Annotated in this window: 14 protein-coding genes; 2 read left to right on the top strand and 12 right to left on the bottom strand. The window is 41.7% G+C overall.

The window, feature by feature from the left end:
• Position 1: 1 nt before the first annotated feature.
• The 7 genes from EZE20_RS12460 to EZE20_RS12430 are packed head-to-tail and all read right to left on the bottom strand — an operon-like array spanning position 2 to position 9,503.
• Positions 2 to 700: a WbqC family protein gene (locus EZE20_RS12460; protein WP_132118077.1), complete on the bottom strand. Its 699-nt coding sequence runs from the start codon at positions 698 to 700 to the stop codon at positions 2 to 4.
• The gene (locus tag EZE20_RS12455) at positions 697 to 2,736 is read right to left on the bottom strand and encodes an ArnT family glycosyltransferase (RefSeq protein ID WP_132118075.1); all 2,040 of its coding nucleotides are present in this window, start codon (positions 2,734 to 2,736) and stop codon (positions 697 to 699) included. The genes EZE20_RS12460 and EZE20_RS12455 overlap by 4 nt, the downstream gene beginning before the upstream one ends.
• A gap of 3 nt (positions 2,737 to 2,739) precedes the next feature.
• The gene (locus EZE20_RS12450; protein ID WP_132118073.1) at positions 2,740 to 3,822 is read right to left on the bottom strand and encodes a DegT/DnrJ/EryC1/StrS family aminotransferase; all 1,083 of its coding nucleotides are present in this window, start codon (positions 3,820 to 3,822) and stop codon (positions 2,740 to 2,742) included.
• Positions 3,815 to 5,074, bottom strand: coding sequence for an ABC transporter ATP-binding protein (locus EZE20_RS12445; RefSeq protein WP_132118071.1), 1,260 nt, complete (start codon positions 5,072 to 5,074; stop codon positions 3,815 to 3,817). The genes EZE20_RS12450 and EZE20_RS12445 overlap by 8 nt, the downstream gene beginning before the upstream one ends.
• Before the next feature lie 17 nt (positions 5,075 to 5,091).
• A complete protein-coding gene (locus EZE20_RS12440; RefSeq protein WP_132118069.1) occupies positions 5,092 to 5,919 on the bottom strand; it encodes an ABC transporter permease in 828 nt (275 codons plus the stop codon).
• Between the two features lie 5 nt (positions 5,920 to 5,924).
• The gene (locus tag EZE20_RS12435) at positions 5,925 to 7,001 is read right to left on the bottom strand and encodes a hypothetical protein (protein WP_132118067.1); all 1,077 of its coding nucleotides are present in this window, start codon (positions 6,999 to 7,001) and stop codon (positions 5,925 to 5,927) included.
• A 12-nt stretch (positions 7,002 to 7,013) separates the two neighbouring features.
• Positions 7,014 to 9,503 carry an SLBB domain-containing protein gene (locus tag EZE20_RS12430; RefSeq protein ID WP_132118065.1) on the bottom strand — a complete coding sequence of 830 codons (2,490 nt, stop codon included), beginning with the start codon at positions 9,501 to 9,503 and terminating at the stop codon, positions 7,014 to 7,016.
• A gap of 254 nt (positions 9,504 to 9,757) precedes the next feature.
• On the opposite strand from EZE20_RS12430, the gene EZE20_RS12425 reads away from it, so the two are divergent.
• Both EZE20_RS12425 and pheA read left to right on the top strand, forming a co-directional pair.
• The gene (locus EZE20_RS12425) at positions 9,758 to 11,632 is read left to right on the top strand and encodes a DNA topoisomerase IV subunit B (RefSeq protein ID WP_132118063.1); all 1,875 of its coding nucleotides are present in this window, start codon (positions 9,758 to 9,760) and stop codon (positions 11,630 to 11,632) included.
• A 35-nt stretch (positions 11,633 to 11,667) separates the two neighbouring features.
• Positions 11,668 to 12,741 (top strand): prephenate dehydratase, encoded by a 1,074-nt coding sequence (gene pheA, locus EZE20_RS12420; protein ID WP_132118061.1) that lies wholly within the window; start codon positions 11,668 to 11,670, stop codon positions 12,739 to 12,741.
• Between the two features lie 30 nt (positions 12,742 to 12,771).
• Here the strand turns inward: pheA and EZE20_RS12415 are convergent, their stop codons facing one another.
• From EZE20_RS12415 to EZE20_RS12395, 5 genes are read right to left on the bottom strand one after another with little or no spacing between them, the layout of a single operon-like run.
• Positions 12,772 to 13,707, bottom strand: a complete 936-nt coding sequence (locus tag EZE20_RS12415; protein WP_132118059.1) for a bifunctional riboflavin kinase/FAD synthetase — start codon at positions 13,705 to 13,707, stop codon at positions 12,772 to 12,774.
• A complete protein-coding gene (gene truB / locus EZE20_RS12410; RefSeq protein ID WP_132118057.1) occupies positions 13,704 to 14,414 on the bottom strand; it encodes a tRNA pseudouridine(55) synthase TruB in 711 nt (236 codons plus the stop codon). The genes EZE20_RS12415 and truB overlap by 4 nt, the downstream gene beginning before the upstream one ends.
• A gap of 2 nt (positions 14,415 to 14,416) precedes the next feature.
• Positions 14,417 to 15,196 carry an undecaprenyl-diphosphate phosphatase gene (locus EZE20_RS12405; RefSeq protein ID WP_132118055.1) on the bottom strand — a complete coding sequence of 260 codons (780 nt, stop codon included), beginning with the start codon at positions 15,194 to 15,196 and terminating at the stop codon, positions 14,417 to 14,419.
• Entirely contained in the window at positions 15,193 to 15,408 is a 216-nt protein-coding gene (locus tag EZE20_RS12400; protein WP_132118053.1) for a DUF3098 domain-containing protein, read from the bottom strand. The genes EZE20_RS12405 and EZE20_RS12400 overlap by 4 nt, the downstream gene beginning before the upstream one ends.
• Positions 15,409 to 15,436: 28 nt before the next feature.
• Positions 15,437 to 16,315, bottom strand: coding sequence for a cell division protein FtsX (locus EZE20_RS12395; protein ID WP_132118051.1), 879 nt, complete (start codon positions 16,313 to 16,315; stop codon positions 15,437 to 15,439).
• Positions 16,316 to 16,366: the final 51 nt, after the last annotated feature.

Below are 16,366 nucleotides of genomic sequence, written 5' to 3'. Positions count from 1 at the left end.
GTTAAATGAGTTCAAATTCGTTTAGAAGTGTCCGTGTCTCGTCTTTGTTGTTGAACATCAGGACGTCAAGAATGGACAACCACGGGACAAATGAGTTTTTTAGCTGAGGGTACGATACCGGTTTGGTTTTTATGAAATATAGGTCAATATCCTGCTTAGCAAATGTATCTTTATCGTAAAGTTCCTGTCCACCAATAGGATTGATATAACGATTTGCTTCCTCTAATTTACAAATTGACAAAATACGTTCCTGCCCTTTCAGTAAATCGTTCTCATATTTTCGGGATGAAGAAATAATTTCTGTTTCCAGGCCCAGGTAAGTCGCAATGGTACTAATGGATACGTAACAAAGATCGGCGATTGATTCGGAATGTGTATTGAGGATAGATTCAAGCATCTGAAAAACGATCTCAAAATGTGGTGCTTTCTGATAAGCCTGCTGAATGGTCTTCAATAATTTTTTTCGCCAGGCCTGATCCTCAGAAAGAGTAACTTCATAGATTTTTTTGTTCTGACTGGCATTTTGCAGCGGAACAGTAAACAAATGAGGTTTTCCCGCAAGTAAAATATTATTTCGATTGACCCAACCTCGATTAATATAATTGACGTCATCATAAAGCACAAACCTGTCAACTGCATAAAGCAATTGAAAATACCCAATGTAGGGCAGGAAATAGGGCTGCATGATGGCTATGGTCATTCTAATTCGGTTAATTTCCGTAAGTAGTACTCTTCACCTTTTACCAATAGGTTTTCGAGCTGTTCATCCGAGCTCAGACGAAGGTCTCCGGGTTGTGGAGAAATTACGCTTTTCGCAAAAAATAAATAGTCAGCCTCTTTGGGAATCGGTTGAACACCCTGTTCAAAAGGATTTATTGAAATTAATTTGCGGGTCAAATCTTCTCCATACAAGGGATATTCAAAGTCATCATTGATTGTCCCCAAGGCCACAGTAGCCTGCGGAGGTACGATAGAATCAAACCTTTTGTAGGCAAGATAGGTGTCGGGCCGGGCAAAAGTCTGGAATTTTATTCGCTCCGTTGTGAAAGCTGATTCATATCCATAAGCCGAAATCGGCAGACACCGGATGTTCAGATAAACAGCCATAACCGCCGAAATACAGGCTAAACCTATAATGAGTGCTACGTAGCTTTTCCACACCCAGCGCCGGGGTTTCAAAATGGATAAGCGGTGGTTTGAAAAGAGCAGCAACAAAAAGAAAACAGCAAATAGCCCGGTTTCAATAAAATACCTTCCTTTGAATGGGTCGTATGGGGCAGAGTAGGAGAGAGCCAGAAAGTGAAGAATGATGGCCGCTGCCAGAAACCAATGCGGACGTGAACGAAATACACGGAAAAAGACCAGTAAAACCAACGGCAGCAGCAAGGCAAAACCCAAAATACCCCAGTAAGGATTGGCGTTGTAATATTCAAATCTGCGCTGAAAGGAAAAGGGTACGATGGAAAAATCTGTTTCTTCGTCGAGACGCATGCCTAGCTTGTCTTCCAGAACTACGAGCGGTTTCCGTAACTGCGTATTTAGATCGTAGCCCCATTGAGCATTCCGAATTCCATCCAGATTAAAGAAATCATAGCTATACCGAACCACATTACGGCTCCCTTGTTCCAACAGATTTCGTAAACTTCCGGCACGTTCTACGGATTGGTGCTGCAAGGCAGTGGGTGGACCAATTGGGTGCCCAAATTCCTGAATATTACGAATATAGCCCGAAGGAAGCGTGTAAATTAAAACTGCCAAAAGGATGGCAATACCTAATGAAAAGACGCGTTGAATAGTGACTTTCAAGGAAGGTGAAAGAAAAACAGTATAGATCATCAGGACAAATACCGAGGGCAGCAGCAACACAAAGGTTACCTTATGCCCAAGGGCAATGCCGAATACAAAACCAGAGAGATACAGGTAATGTGTATTTCGAGTAGCCTGATAAGTAAATAAAAAATATAACAGACAACTCAGGTAGGCCGTCAGCACGCTATCGGTTTCAGTTGTAACGGCCTGCATCAAAAAATCCAAAAACAATCCGTAGGCAAGGGCACAAAAAAAGCTGGCTGAAAGGTTTCGACCGATTCGTTGCGCAATCCCAAAAACAGCTACGAGGGTAATCCAATAGGAAGCATGATGAATGAGTTTGAAAGCATTCTCAATTTTACCGGAAATTAAATAGCTGTAAATCTGAATGGTACATACACTCTTGGGATAAGTGTCCATATTCCAGTTTGTACCCCCAAAGTGCGCCATTGTTCCATGCTGTATATATCTGACCACCCGGTTGAGGTGACCGGTCATACTGTCCCATTCATTTGGAACCGTAAATAGTACAAGCAGCAAATTGGTAATTCCAATGATAGTCAATGTGCCAAACATCAGTATCAAAAGCAATTTTAGGAAAGGGGCCAATTCCTGAAACCAATGCCCGAATGTACTTATTCTATTGGCTATCAGTTCTCTTATTGAAAAATTGACTTTTGAGCCTGACAATCTTGTCCAAAAAAACCAATGTATACCTAAGGCTATAAAATTTCCAATAATCCAGCTGGGTGTATGTGCTGTCAGATAAAGAGCAGACAGCACAAAGCCCGTGGGAATAATTGAGCCTGTAAAAAGGAGAAAGCTACACAGAATCCATTCAATTAGAGAGGGTTGGCTGATACGTTTGGCCACAAGCCCGACCGATCCGAGAAAAAGAAAAAAGAATATCCAATAGACAAACTCCATGAATTACATGCAACAGTTTTGATTGATAATCACGCTTATTTTCTGAATTTCTTCGGGAAGCAAACCAACATATAGCGGCAAACATAAAACCCGGGAAGATATATCCTCCGAAACAGGGCATGAAAAATAGTTGGGCATGAAAGGAAGAGTATTCAGGGAAGGATAAAAATACCGACGAGGGGCAATTTCATTTTCAAGCAAAGCCTTTTGAACTCTTCGCATCACAGATTCGGAAGAAAAGACTACCGGATAATAGGAATAGTTGTACGAAATGTCGGGCGATTGAACTGGTTTTTTCAGTGTATCCCAGATTAACGTTTCATCGTAAATATCAAAAATAGCTTTTCGGGCGGCAATTATTTCGCCAACATGCGGCAAATTACACAAACCCATAGCGGCATGAAACTCCGAATTTTTTCCATTAATGCCTGCAAACAAATAATCCTCATCTCCTCTGTGACCAAAAGCCCGCAGCAAGTGCAATTTTTCGTGTAATTCGGGATGGTTGGAAATGATGGCACCGCCTTCAATTGTATGAAATACCTTGGTTGCATGAAAACTGCATGTACTTATATCGCCAAAGGAAAGTAAGGATTTGCCTTTGTAAGTAACTCCAAATGCATGCGCACTATCATAAATTACTTTGAGCGAATGTTTTTTGGCAATTTCTTCAATTGCTTCCACCTCACAGGGATTTCCGTATACGTGAGTAGCCATAATAGCCTCTGTATCAGGAGTAATAGCCGCCTCAATTAATGTTGGATCAATATTGAAGGTATTTGCATCAATATCGACAAAAACGGGAGTACAATTTTCCCAAAGAATGGAATTGGTTGTTGCGCAGTACGAAAATGGTGTGGTAATGACCTCTTTTTTTACGCCTAATGCTTTGAGCGCGATTTGGAGAACAACTGTACCATTACTGCAAAAGTAGAGATCATCAACCCCCAGATACTTTTTTAGCTCGGCTTCGAGCTTTTGGAGAAGAGGGCCGTTGTTGGTCAGCTGTACTCTGTCCCAGATTTCGCTGATGTACTTTATATATTCTTCCTTGTCAGGCAGGAAGGTTTTAGTGACATTAATCATTCACTACGTTTTCGGTTTGTCTCAGTGAAAAATTTAATTGAGGGCGAATATAGCCCGGCCATTTTCCGTACCAACTTACGTTTTCACGATAATCTTCGACGTCAAAAGTGAGGGCTTCTTCCATATTGTAAATGACGGAACTTGTATCTTTCACTACCATGATTGAAATCACATAGGAACCATCGTTCAAAAAATGTCCCGGAATTTCGAGAGCACCCGTGATGAGCCCTTTGTCAAAAGGTTGCGAAGAAGTTCCAACGTTGAAGATACATTCGCCGGTGTATGAATATAAATGCAGGCTTAAATTCAGGCGAGCCTGATCTACCATATTCCAGAATTCAAACTGTACCTGCATTGGTGTTCGAACATCTATATGTATGAGATTGTCGACGTATTCAGGAAGAATCCGGAAACTCTTTACACGAACCTGATCATTTCCGGGAGCTGAGTTCACATCTTCCCAGCTTCTTTCGAGCCTTTTTTGTGATACCCTGCTCAGATAAGTCGTTACAATGTGCGTAGTTTCTCCCTGATCTATCAGTTGCCCTTTTTCAAAAAAGAATGATTTGTTACATAAGGCCTGAATTGCCGTGAGATTATGACTCACAAAAAGTAGCGTACGGCCACTTTCGGAGACGTCCCTCATTTTCCCCAGGCATTTTTTCTGAAATTCAGCATCACCAACGGCCAATACCTCATCGATAATCATAATTTCAGGTTCCAAATGAGCAGCAATGGCAAATCCCAAACGCACGTACATCCCGGACGAATAGCGTTTCACGGGCGTATCAAGAAATTTTTCTACTCCGGCAAAATCAACGATCGCATCAAACGATCTTTTGATTTCACTTTTGTCCATTCCAAGGATTGCGCCGTTAAGGAAAATATTTTCTCGTCCGGTAAGTTCTGGATGAAAGCCTGTACCTACTTCCAGAAGACTTGCGACTCGTCCATCAATTGTTACCTGACCGGTTGTTGGATCGGTAATCCGGCTGAGGATTTTTAGCAGTGTCGATTTCCCGGCGCCATTATGTCCTACAATCCCGATGCGGTCGCCCTGATCAATTGTAAAGCTGACATCTTTTAACGCCCAGAATTCTTCCTTTTCCTTAAAGTCCGAATCTTTCTTTTCCCTGGAAAATAGTTGTTCAAACGTATTTGAAAACGCGTCCTTTAAACTCGACGATTTACGCGAACGTTGGTGATCAATAATATATTTTTTGCTGATATTCTCAGCTGATATGACGTGCATAGGCAATAGAAACTCTATCAGATATTGTCGACAAAGGTGTTTTCTTTCTTACGAAAGTACATAACGGACAGCAACAATGCTAGTATTGAAATGATTAATGTGGAATAGAGGCTATTGGGATCAAAGTAGGCATTGTCTCCCAAAAGGCACCATTTAAAACCATCCACAATTCCAACGACCGGGTTCATGATATAAAATTTATAGAACCATTTCCCCTCAACAAGTCGGCTGCTGTATGCGATTGGGCAAATGTACATGCCGACCTGAATTATGAAGGGAACCAACTGAGCAATGTCGCGAAAACGAACGTTGATCACCGCAAAGAATAGTCCAAAGCCCATGGACGTAATGAAAGTCAAAACGATGAAAAAGGGCAGGAAAATTATATTTATACTTGGCGGATAGTTGTAGTAAAAACTTAGGCAAATAAAGAGTACAAGCGAAATCAGGAAATCGATGAAACTCACCGAGACAGCGCTTAGCGGCATGAAAAGCCGGGGAAAGTAAACTTTGGATACCAGATTTGAATTAATGAGTACGCTATTGCTGACCTGTCCAAACGCATTGGAAAAAAATGTCCAAATGGTCAATCCGCCCAAAATCATGAGTGGATAGGGGATTCCGGGATCGCCGGGTAGCCGGGCAATAAAACTAAACACTACGGCCATTACGAGCATAGTCATCAAGGGGCGAATGACGCTCCATGCAATGCCAAGCAATGTTTGTTTATACCGAACCGAAATGTCCCGTTTGGCAAGAATCCAGAGCAACTGACGGTTTCTCCATAGATCCTTCCAATAGTCTTTTTCTGACCCGCCCGCTTTTATAGTAATACGATAACTCATAGAATTTAGGCCCTTGGATCACTCATGATCGCAGCGTAGACACTTTTAAAATAGATAAAAACTAAGGCTAAAAGCAAACCTAGCAGTAAACCAATCTGAGCTCTTTTACCTTCGTCCGATTTACGATCCACGGGATTCTTTACCGGCTCAATAATCGTGAAAAGTGGAGCTTCGCGAACCAAAGATACCTTCATGGCTTCTACATTCCGCATGGCTTCCATATACAGCTGCTGCACAAATTCCGAGCTTCTTTGCAGACGATTTACCTGAACTTTACCAACGGGATCGACGATATTGGTACTATAATCAATTTGACGGGCCAATCTGTTTTCGGTTCCGCCAAGGATTCGGGAAAGCGAATCAGCACGGTTTTGTAGCAAATTGAGCGTCCGCCGGGTTTTGGATGTTTGATTTTCTGTATAAACCTCTTCCACGGTTTCAAGTAAGATATTTGCCCAGGTTTCTGAAAGAAGTGGATTTTCGATGGTCACCTGAATCATTATAAAGGAAGATTTACGATCAGGTTGATAAACATCAGTACCTACCCGAATACGCTCTAAAACATCATTGAGAGCCAGGCGTTCCTGCATGTTGAACTCTTTGGGGTCGTTTTTTGTAAAATGAAAATTTTGAAGTTTTTCATTTTCTTTCCATTCATTTTCCAAAATCGCACTTGAATCGATGTAAAAGTTGGCAAGTAACATCTTCTTTGAACCAACCTCAACTTCTTTCATAAGTGCCCGTTCCACTACTGGTCGGGATTTAACAAAATAGAAGAAGTTTTCGCCGGTAAATATATTGGCGTCAGGCGTAGAGCCCAATCCCAAAAGGCCGGCTACATCGCCAATTCCGCCAGTAGATCCACCGCCTGAACCCAGATTGAAAAGTACGGTTGCCTGGTATTGATCCCGTTTTTTTAGATACAAATCCAGTGCAAACCCAATTCCATATCCAATGACACAAAAAAGCAGAATCAGTTTCCAATTTTTTACGAGCGAGTCCTTTACTGAAACTATTTTGAGAAGAACCAGCTTCGGTGAAATCTGATCTTCGGGTATTGATTGATTTACTACTTGTGGCATAATAGGTTTATGTTATCGGATATTGCGGAAGGCAAGAACAGAAAGAATGAGGGTCATAAGGGTGGAAGTAACAGCTACACCTTGTTGCAGTACCTGTTGGGCAGTTAATTCACTGCCTGCTTTAACCGGTACATAAATTTCTGAGCCGGGTTCTACTTTTGGATACACATTAAAAAACAGGAATTTCCGGGTACGATCCACCGAACCATTGGGGTATTTTACATAGGCGCTTCTTCTCAAAGAGGTCCTCGTAAAACCACCTGATTGTGAGACGTAATCCAAAAACGCCATGTTGTCATTGTATTTTACAGTGGTTGGATACAGAAGTTCGCCTTTTACCTGCACCGTTTCCAACCGTTTTGGAATACGAATAATGTCTCCTTCCTGAATAATTAGGTTATCGTTTGATTCCGGATTTTTAAGGATTTTCTCCAATTGAATTCCAATAAATTCCTGACGAACTTCGCCGCCACCTCCAATATTGAAGGCTCCGTTTTTGACATCATTAGAGATCTGTCCAATAGCAGTTGCTGTTTGTTGGGATTCAAATTCTGACACGGGAGTTGTCCGAATTAAAGTGGCGCCTTTTATATAGGCAAGGTCTGTAAGTCCACCTGCACGTTGTAAAAGATCCGTGATTTTTTCATTTTTACTCATAATGCCATACTGTCCGGGATTCAGGATTTCACCTTCCAGTGCTACGAATTGTTGCTCCTGATAATTTGGTGATTTCCGTACAATTACCTCATCAAATGGCATAAGTGTGAAGCCACTTGCCTGTCCATTTAATGATAAATCACGGCTAACATCAAAGCGATAGATTTTGGAAATCGCTGCATCGGCAGCCTGTGCATTAGAGTCCCGAACCCTGCGCACAACCTCTACTTGTGAAGCTGCTGATTCCTTGAATCCGCCAGCTTTCACCAGCAGATCTTCCAGCGTCATATTGGCCATGTAGGGAAAGTTTCCTCCATTATCACCAATTTGGGTGTTGTTTACTTCCCCTTGAATATGTACGGTAGATTGCTCTGCCATGTCAAATTTTGAGGGAACTGTTACCAGATCCAATCGGGTCAGTTCCAGATCAGGTACCGTATTATTGAATAGGTCAGTCAAATTTAGTGGAATACTGACAACCGATTGGTCTTCGCGGGTGCGGGTAACTGTTACGCGTCCAGTGAAAGCATCTTCGCGCAATCCCTGTGCATTTTTCAGAAGTGTTTTGAGTGTTGGGTTATTATCAACGGAATATTCACCGGGGCGCATCACTGCGCCTTCAATCGTAACAATATTCTCAAAACGGTCAAGTACAGTTTCCACAATCACCTCATCGCCCGTAGAAAGCTCAAATGTGTCAAATTTGTCGCTTGAAACATCCAAAATCTTACGTTCCCGATTGGTTATACGATACACTTTTACCAAACCTTGATAAGCATTATCCGTAAATCCGCCCGCATATCTAAGGATATCACTAAGTTTTTCGGAGGCTTTTGCTTCAAAAATGCCAGGACGCTTGACGTTCCCTGTTACTTCGATCCTCTTTTTGTAGTATCCTACATTAATATTATCATTGTCTTGTACCCGAATATCGCCATCAAGCGTGCCTTCAATCAGATAATCATAGATGTCAAATTTCGACACTACCTTATTGTTTCTGATTACCCGTACTTCACGGAAAGAACCGATTTCGTTTGGGCCCCCTGCCTGATAGAGCGCGTTGAAGGCAGAAGATAGAGACGTTAGTTCATATACTCCGGGGTTAATAACTTCTCCTGTTACGAAAACTTTTATGGATCGGATTTGACCAAGGCTGAGCATTAATTTGGTAGGAGCAGGCTGCCCACCAGAACCTAACAGACTGGGAATGAATCTTGAAAATCGAGCTAATAGAATTTTTTGTGCTTCTTCAATTGACTTTCCTCCTAAGTTTACGTTCCCCACTTTTGGAATGGAAACAAAGCCATCCCTGTTTACTAATAATTCAAGGTCTGGAATCTGAGCATATCCATATATATAAAGGTTCAGATTATCTCCCGGTCCAATCGTGTAGTCGCGGGGAGTAGCAATCATCTGATCGGGAATGAGGTCAAAACTCTTATTGGCAAAAATTGAATACCCAAAGATTTTTTCTCTAAGTGCAATTTTTGCCTGTTCTGCGGCAGATACTGCTTCATTCTGGGCGGCATCTGCATTTTGCTGGGCGCTTTTTAAGGCTTCTTCCGTTTTTGATTTATTGATAAGGTCAGTCGCATCATTTCCTGAGGCACCCTGAACTGTTGGGGCAGTTGGATTGGCGGCACTTCTGGGAGCATTTGCTGGTGCGTTAGTTCCCTGGTTTGTAGTTCCTTGGGTTGTTCCGGTATTGGTGGGAGCTGGTGCACTGGGGGTTCCGGCGGGAGCAGGAGCATTTACCTGTGAGAAAACGGTGGATATTGAAAAGAACAAAAGGATTGGTATAAACAGAAAATTTTTCTGATACCTTGCAATGGTATTCAAGTTCATAGGATGAAAATTGTGAAATGTACAATGTGAATAAGTCGCCAAAAATCGTATCGTACCCTTCCGTTTTTTGAGTTTGTCTTTTAAAAGTACAAATCTTTACTGACAGATTTGAAAGGGCAAAGTAAATCAGATTTTTCCTTTTTTTAAAGAATTTCTATTTTTCGGAAAATAAATAATACTCCCTTCATAGGAAACGAATAGGAAAAGGGGTATCATATCTATTCTCAATTTATTAATATTCTAAGTATAAGTTAATGGCAGATTTGAACAACATTCAGTACGACGAAAATAGCATTCGGTCACTTGATTGGAAAGAACATATACGTCTGAGACCAGGAATGTATATCGGAAAATTGGGCGACGGTGCTTCGGTGGATGATGGGATTTATGTACTGGTCAAAGAAATAGTTGATAATTCCATTGATGAACATATGATGGGCAATGGAAAAACTATCGAAATAAAAATTTCGGAGCATCGGGTTGAAGTCAGAGATTACGGACGGGGTATACCACTTGGAAAAGTCATAGATTGTGTCTCCAAGATCAACACGGGAGGAAAATACGACAGTGGGGCTTTTCAAAAATCAGTCGGGCTTAACGGTGTAGGTACAAAGGCAGTAAACGCTCTGTCCAACTATTTCAAAGTACAGTCCTACCGGGATGGTAAAACCAAATGGGCCGAATTTGCACAAGGCGAGTTAATGCAGGAATCGTCCGAAGAAACGGCTTCGGGCCGCAACGGTACGTTTATCGCCTTTGAACCTGACAACCTGATCTTTAAAAACTTCAAGTACATTCCGCAGTATTTGGATAGCATGATCTGGAATTATTGCTATTTAAATGCGGGTCTGACGATCAATTTTAATGGTCAAAAATATTTTTCACAAAATGGACTTCTCGATTTATTGCGAGACAAAACGGATGTGGACACTATCCGTTATCCGATTATTCATCTAAAAGGGGATGATATTGAGTTGGCAATGACTCATAGTAACCAATATGGTGAAGAATATTATTCATTTGTGAATGGACAATATACTACGCAGGGTGGTACTCATTTGGCAGCTTTTCGCGAATCCGTGGTTCGGGTCATTCGGGAGCACTTCGGGAAGGATTATGCGCCGGAAGATGTGCGGAGTTCCATTGTGGCGGCGATTGCGATACGGGTACAGGAACCCATTTTTGAGTCGCAAACCAAGACGAAACTAGGCTCTAACACGATTTCTCCCGATCCGACAAGTCAGACAGTGCGGACATTTATCAATGATTTTGTAAAAGCTAATCTTGATAATTACCTGCACATGCATCCTGAATCAAGGGATGCCATCAAGAAAAGGATTGAACAATCAGAACGGGAACGTAAGGAATTGGCAGGAATTAAGAAACTTGCCAACGAACGGGCAAAAAAAGCCAATCTCCATAACAAAAAACTACGGGACTGTCGGCAGCACTTAACTGATGCAAAAAATGATGACCGATTTGAAACTACCTTATTTATTACCGAAGGCGATTCGGCAAGTGGTTCCATCACGAAATCAAGAAACGTGCAGACTCAGGCCGTTTTTAGTTTGCGAGGTAAACCCTTGAATTGCTTTGGATTAACAAAGAAAGTAGTGTATGAAAACGAGGAATTTAATTTGTTGCAACATGCACTAGATATTGAAAATGGTATCGAAAATTTACGTTTCAACCGAATTGTTATTGCGACGGATGCTGACGTAGACGGCATGCACATCCGATTACTGATCATGACATTTTTCCTGCAATTTTTCCCGGATTTGGTTCGGAATGGCCATCTTTACATCCTTGAAACACCCCTGTTTCGGGTTCGCAACAAAAAAGAAACCATTTATTGTTACTCCGAAGAAGAAAAAAAAGCGGCGGTTCAGAAACTGGGAAATAAGCCAGAAATTACCCGTTTCAAGGGGTTAGGTGAAATCTCCCCCGAGGAATTTGGAACTTTCATCGGTGAAAATATGCATCTAGAACCGATCATTTTGCAAAAAGAAATGTCTATTCAGAAGTTGCTGACCTATTTTATGGGTAAAAATTCTCCTGATCGGCAGAAGTTTATTATTGATAATTTGAAAATAGAAAAAAATATAGAAGATTTGGTGGCTATTTCCTGAACGGGACAAGCCCGGCATTACTTTCCTTTTTTAGCGTGGAATTACAAGAATTAAGAAAACGAATTGATAGCATCGACGATCAGCTGCTAGAATTGCTCAGCGAGCGCATGACGTATGTCAAACAGGTTGGAGAACTGAAACGCTCTCAACAAACAATTATTTATCGCCCCGAACGGGAAAAGCAGATTCTTGACCGCTTGGACAGGCAAAACAAGGGGTTGCTTAGCCGCAATGCGATCGATGCAATATTTCTGGAAATTTTTGCCGTAGCCCGAAACCTTGAATTACCAGAGCGAATTGCCTATTTGGGACCCGAAGGTAGCTTTACGCATCAGGCTGCCGAAAGTCGGTTTGGCGGAATGAGTGAATACCTCGTTTTGCCTACAATTCATTCGATTTTTGAAAGTGTAGAAACCGAAAGAGCCCGATTTGGGGTAGTGCCAATTGAGAATAATCAGGAAGGTGTGGTGGGCGAAACCGTGGATTTACTTCGGGAAAAAGAACTTCATATTGCGGCAGAATTGCTCCTTCCTATTCACTTTGCGTTTGTTTCGCAGTCGGACTCGCTATCTCAAATCCGCCGGATTTATTCCAAGGATATTGCCTTCAGGCAGTGTAGCAAGTTTTTGAGAGAATATTTTGAGGATCAGAATATTGAACTTATCCCAGTGGAATCTACCTCAAAAGCTGCCAAACTAGCTTTTCAAGAGCCTGATTCAGCGGCAATTTGTTCGCATATTGCCGCGCGCCTGTATGCAGTGCCCGTTTTGTTTGACAATATTAATGACAGCGATCAGAACCGAACCCGATTTTTGATTATTTCAAAAAACTTCCAAAATCAGAAAAGTCATTCAGATAAAACTACTCTGATTGCCAATTTGCCAAATACGCATCGCCCCGGAGTTTTATTTGATTTCCTGAAAGATTTTTACGACCGGGGTATCAACCTTACCAAAATTGAAAGCCGTCCGCTGCGGCAGGGGTCTTCCTTCCGATATTGGTTTTTGGTTGAATTTGAAGGGCATTACGAAGATGTACCTGTGAAGGAAATTTTGGACAAACATGGAAATAATCTGAAAGTCCTTGGCAGTTATGTGCGTATTTCCTAAGGAAATACACACATAACGCACAAAAAAAGATTAGTTAACGGAAGATAAATAGTCAATTGCGGATTGTTTATCTTCCGCTAATTGTTGAATCAATCCCTGAATATTTTCAAATTTTTGCTCGGGCCGTAGGTAATGCAATAAACGAATCGAGAGTTTCTCCCCATAAATATCTCCCGAAAAATCAAATAGATGCGCCTCAATCGTGCGTGAAAGTCCATCTACGGTTGGCCGAACGCCAATATTAAGCATACCTCCATATCGTTTTCCACGCAGACTTGTTTCGATAACATAGGCTCCATTGGCAGGAATCAGCTTATACATTTCTCTGATTTCGATGTTTGCTGTCGGAAATCCTAAGGTACGGCCAAGCTGCTTTCCTTTTACCACAACGCCGGAAAACGAGTAAGGTCTACCCAGTAATTCCTGAGCAATTTCGACTTCTCCATGTAGTAAAGCGGCACGAATTCGAGTGGAACTGATGGCAAGGGCGTCAATGTCTTGCCGCGGTATTTCTTCAACTTCAAAGCCAAAAGAAGGTGCTTTCCTTTGCAGAAAGTCAAAGCTGCCTTCCCGGTTTCGACCGAATCGATGGTCATAGCCAATGACAATTTTTTTTGTTCCAATCCGATCCACAAGCACTTGCTGAATAAAGTCTATGGAGGAAAGTTCAGAAAACGCTCTCGTAAATGGTGTAATAATCAGGTGATCAATGCCGAGTGAAGAAAATAGCTCAATTTTCTCTTCAATTGTGCTGAGCAATTGTAATCCCTGACTGTCTTCAGAAACAATGAGGCGGGGATGAGGCCAAAAAGTCAAAACTACGGTTTGGCCTTGTCTTTTTTGACTGATTTCTATTAAGCGACTCAGTATTTGTTGATGACCTTTATGTACTCCATCAAAAGTACCGCTTGTGACCACGGCATTCGGAAGTTTTTGGAATGCTTCCAGAGAATGATATACCTTCATATATCCTGATTAAGGGACAATTCTTCGCGTCTTTTTTGTATAAACGACATAAGCTCACTAGCCTCCGTGACATGATATTTACCAATACGCGTTCGACGTAATGCTGAGAGGTAAGCGCCTGATTCTAGTTGTACGCCAAAATCCCGGACGAGACTTCGGATATAAGTGCCTTTTGAGCAAATAATTCGGAAATGAATCGTTGGGAAATCGTGCGTTTGTATTTCAAAAAGCGTTACGGTCACTGCCCGCGGCTGTATTTCTACGGATTCACCTCGACGGGCCTTTTTGTACAGACGTTCGCCATTGAGGCGAACAGCAGAATAAATAGGAGGAAGCTGTTGAAGCGGTCCGGTAAGCTGTTGTGCAGCAGCCTGTAATGCTTCATCGGTTATGTGGTCAGTTGGGTATTCAGCATCGAATTCTGTTTCCAAATCAACGGAAGGAGTCGTTTTTCCTAACACTAAACTCCCTTCATATTCTTTTTCCTGCGCCTGATAAGAGTCGATTTGTTTGGTTCTTTTACCTGTACATAAAATTAGTAAACCGGTTGCAAGCGGGTCAAGAGTTCCTGCATGACCAATTTTTTTAAACTTGCACCCCCATTTTAACTTTTTGACAACATCAAAAGAGGTCCAGGTATAGGGTTTGTCAATCAATAGTAGCTCTCCTTCGTCAGCAGCTTCTTGATTGTCAGTAGATTGACGCATAACTAAACAATTTCAATTTTATAGCCCAGGGCAAGTAGTGTAAGCAGAATAATACCCAGGGCGATTCGGTAATAGCCGAAAAGTTTGAACCCATAACGGGTTAAAAAATTAATAAAAAAACGAATTGCCAACATTGCTACAATGAAGGCTACCACGTTTCCAAGTAAAAGTATTTTGATATCACTTGCCTGAATGCTCTCGTAGGTTTTTAGGAATTTGTAACCTGCCGCTGCGGCCATAGTAGGCACCGCCAAAAAGAAAGAAAATTCAGCAGCCTGCTTGCGGGTAAGGCCCTGAAACATGCCGCCAATAATTGTGGCCGCCGAACGTGAAACTCCCGGAACCATAGCGATGCACTGGTAGAATCCAATTTTCAATGCCTCCGTATACGTTACCTCCCGGTCTTTTGGGTAGTCATTGGCGATTTTGTCAATAAAGACCAAAATGATCCCGCCAACAAGTAGCGAAATAGCAACGACGACAACATTTTCGAGCAGGGCGTCGATGTAGTCATTTAGTAGTAATCCAAAAAAAGCGGCGGGTAAAAAAGCTACAAAGAGCTTAAAATAGAAGTCTTTCGTCTGTAAAAAACGTCGAGAATACAACACTAACACAGAGAGAATTGCTCCAAACTGTATGTTAACCGTAAACATCTTGGTGAATTCCAAATGACTGATTCCCATCAGGGAGGATGCGATAATCATGTGGCCCGTAGAAGAAACGGGTAGAAATTCGGTAATGCCTTCAATAATTGCCAGTATTACTGCTTGCCAAATGGTCATGAATTGGAAGGTTTGCGTAAAATAGCCCAAAATTCAATAATGAAACCTGTCACCGTAACCAAAGGTCCGATAGTCAGGCCAAGCAGCCCGAATCCAAATTCTTCGGTATCCAAACTCATTATAAAAAAACCCAGAAGAATAATGGCTAAGCCTATCAGCATTAGACGGTAATTAGCCCGGGAAAAGGGCATTTCTTTGTTCGTTGAACTCATGGTGTAAAAAAGTTAGAAGGTGAATTTTTTAATATAGATCATCCAGTGACATTCGAAGATACCGAATCATGGATTGTGTTGTGCTGACCACTCCGATCAGAATTCCCAGGATCAACAAGGCAAGCAAGATAAAAGCCAGTTTATTGTATTCCTGCAACTGTGCAAGGCCTTCTACGTTTCGTATGGCAACTTGTTGCAGGATTACCAGGAAAATGCTTGCAAATACAGCGCTGATAATTCCCTGAGTCGCTCCGCGAACCAGAAATGGACGTTGTATAAAGCCATTGGTTGCACCTACAAGCTGCATGCTTCGAATTAAAAAACGCTGCGAATAAATGGCTAGTTTGATTGTGTTGTTTATCAGTAAGATAATGATAATCAGCATGATGAGTGCAAAAGTAGCGAGGATGATGTATACCTTGGTGATGTTTTTGTTGATGTCATCTGCCAGGTTTTCCTGATAAACTACCTCATATATATTATCAATTTGTTCAATGTCGGTTTTGATTTCTTTGAGTTTACTTTCCTCAAAGTAATCTTCCTGAATCTTGACACGATAGCTGTCACGCAAAGGATTCTCTCCCAAAAATGCGGTGAAATCTTCTTTCGTGCCTTCCATAAATTCTATGGCAGCTTCCTCTTTGGAGACAAATTGAATGGAAGCCGTATCACCAATCTGCTGTACGTAAGGGCGACTTTGAATATTAGTCAGGATCGAATCTTTGCCAGCTTCGGTCGTTTCTTTGTCGATAAAGATGCGTACTTCAATATTTTGACGAATAATCGACACCAATTTTTTAGACTGAACGACAAGCATTCCACAAAAACCGATCAGGAATAATGCGGCCGTAAGGCTAATGATGATCATGGTGTTTGGATAGCTGCCTATCTTTTTTTTCTTGGCCATAGCTGCAATTCAGGAAACTTGATGTCGCAAAAATAGTGATTTAAACCCAAA

Source organism: Arundinibacter roseus (assembly GCF_004348825.1).
GTDB classification, from domain to species: Bacteria; Bacteroidota; Bacteroidia; order Cytophagales; family Spirosomataceae; genus Arundinibacter; species Arundinibacter roseus.
Note: the sequence above shows the minus strand (reverse complement) of the source record. Positions and strands in the feature narration are given on the sequence as shown.

Coding starts and splice junctions, on each gene's coding strand:
- EZE20_RS12460 (WP_132118077.1), bottom strand. CDS start 700: ATGACCATAGCCATCATGCAGCCCTATTTCCTGCCCTACATTGGGTAT.
- EZE20_RS12455 (WP_132118075.1), bottom strand. CDS start 2,736: ATGGAGTTTGTCTATTGGATATTCTTTTTTCTTTTTCTCGGATCGGTC.
- EZE20_RS12450 (WP_132118073.1), bottom strand. CDS start 3,822: ATGATTAATGTCACTAAAACCTTCCTGCCTGACAAGGAAGAATATATA.
- EZE20_RS12445 (WP_132118071.1), bottom strand. CDS start 5,074: ATGCACGTCATATCAGCTGAGAATATCAGCAAAAAATATATTATTGAT.
- EZE20_RS12440 (WP_132118069.1), bottom strand. CDS start 5,919: ATGAGTTATCGTATTACTATAAAAGCGGGCGGGTCAGAAAAAGACTAT.
- EZE20_RS12435 (WP_132118067.1), bottom strand. CDS start 7,001: ATGCCACAAGTAGTAAATCAATCAATACCCGAAGATCAGATTTCACCG.
- EZE20_RS12430 (WP_132118065.1), bottom strand. CDS start 9,503: ATGAACTTGAATACCATTGCAAGGTATCAGAAAAATTTTCTGTTTATA.
- EZE20_RS12425 (WP_132118063.1), top strand. CDS start 9,758: ATGGCAGATTTGAACAACATTCAGTACGACGAAAATAGCATTCGGTCA.
- EZE20_RS12415 (WP_132118059.1), bottom strand. CDS start 13,707: ATGAAGGTATATCATTCTCTGGAAGCATTCCAAAAACTTCCGAATGCC.
- truB (WP_132118057.1), bottom strand. CDS start 14,414: ATGCGTCAATCTACTGACAATCAAGAAGCTGCTGACGAAGGAGAGCTA.
- EZE20_RS12405 (WP_132118055.1), bottom strand. CDS start 15,196: ATGACCATTTGGCAAGCAGTAATACTGGCAATTATTGAAGGCATTACC.
- EZE20_RS12400 (WP_132118053.1), bottom strand. CDS start 15,408: ATGAGTTCAACGAACAAAGAAATGCCCTTTTCCCGGGCTAATTACCGT.
- EZE20_RS12395 (WP_132118051.1), bottom strand. CDS start 16,315: ATGGCCAAGAAAAAAAAGATAGGCAGCTATCCAAACACCATGATCATC.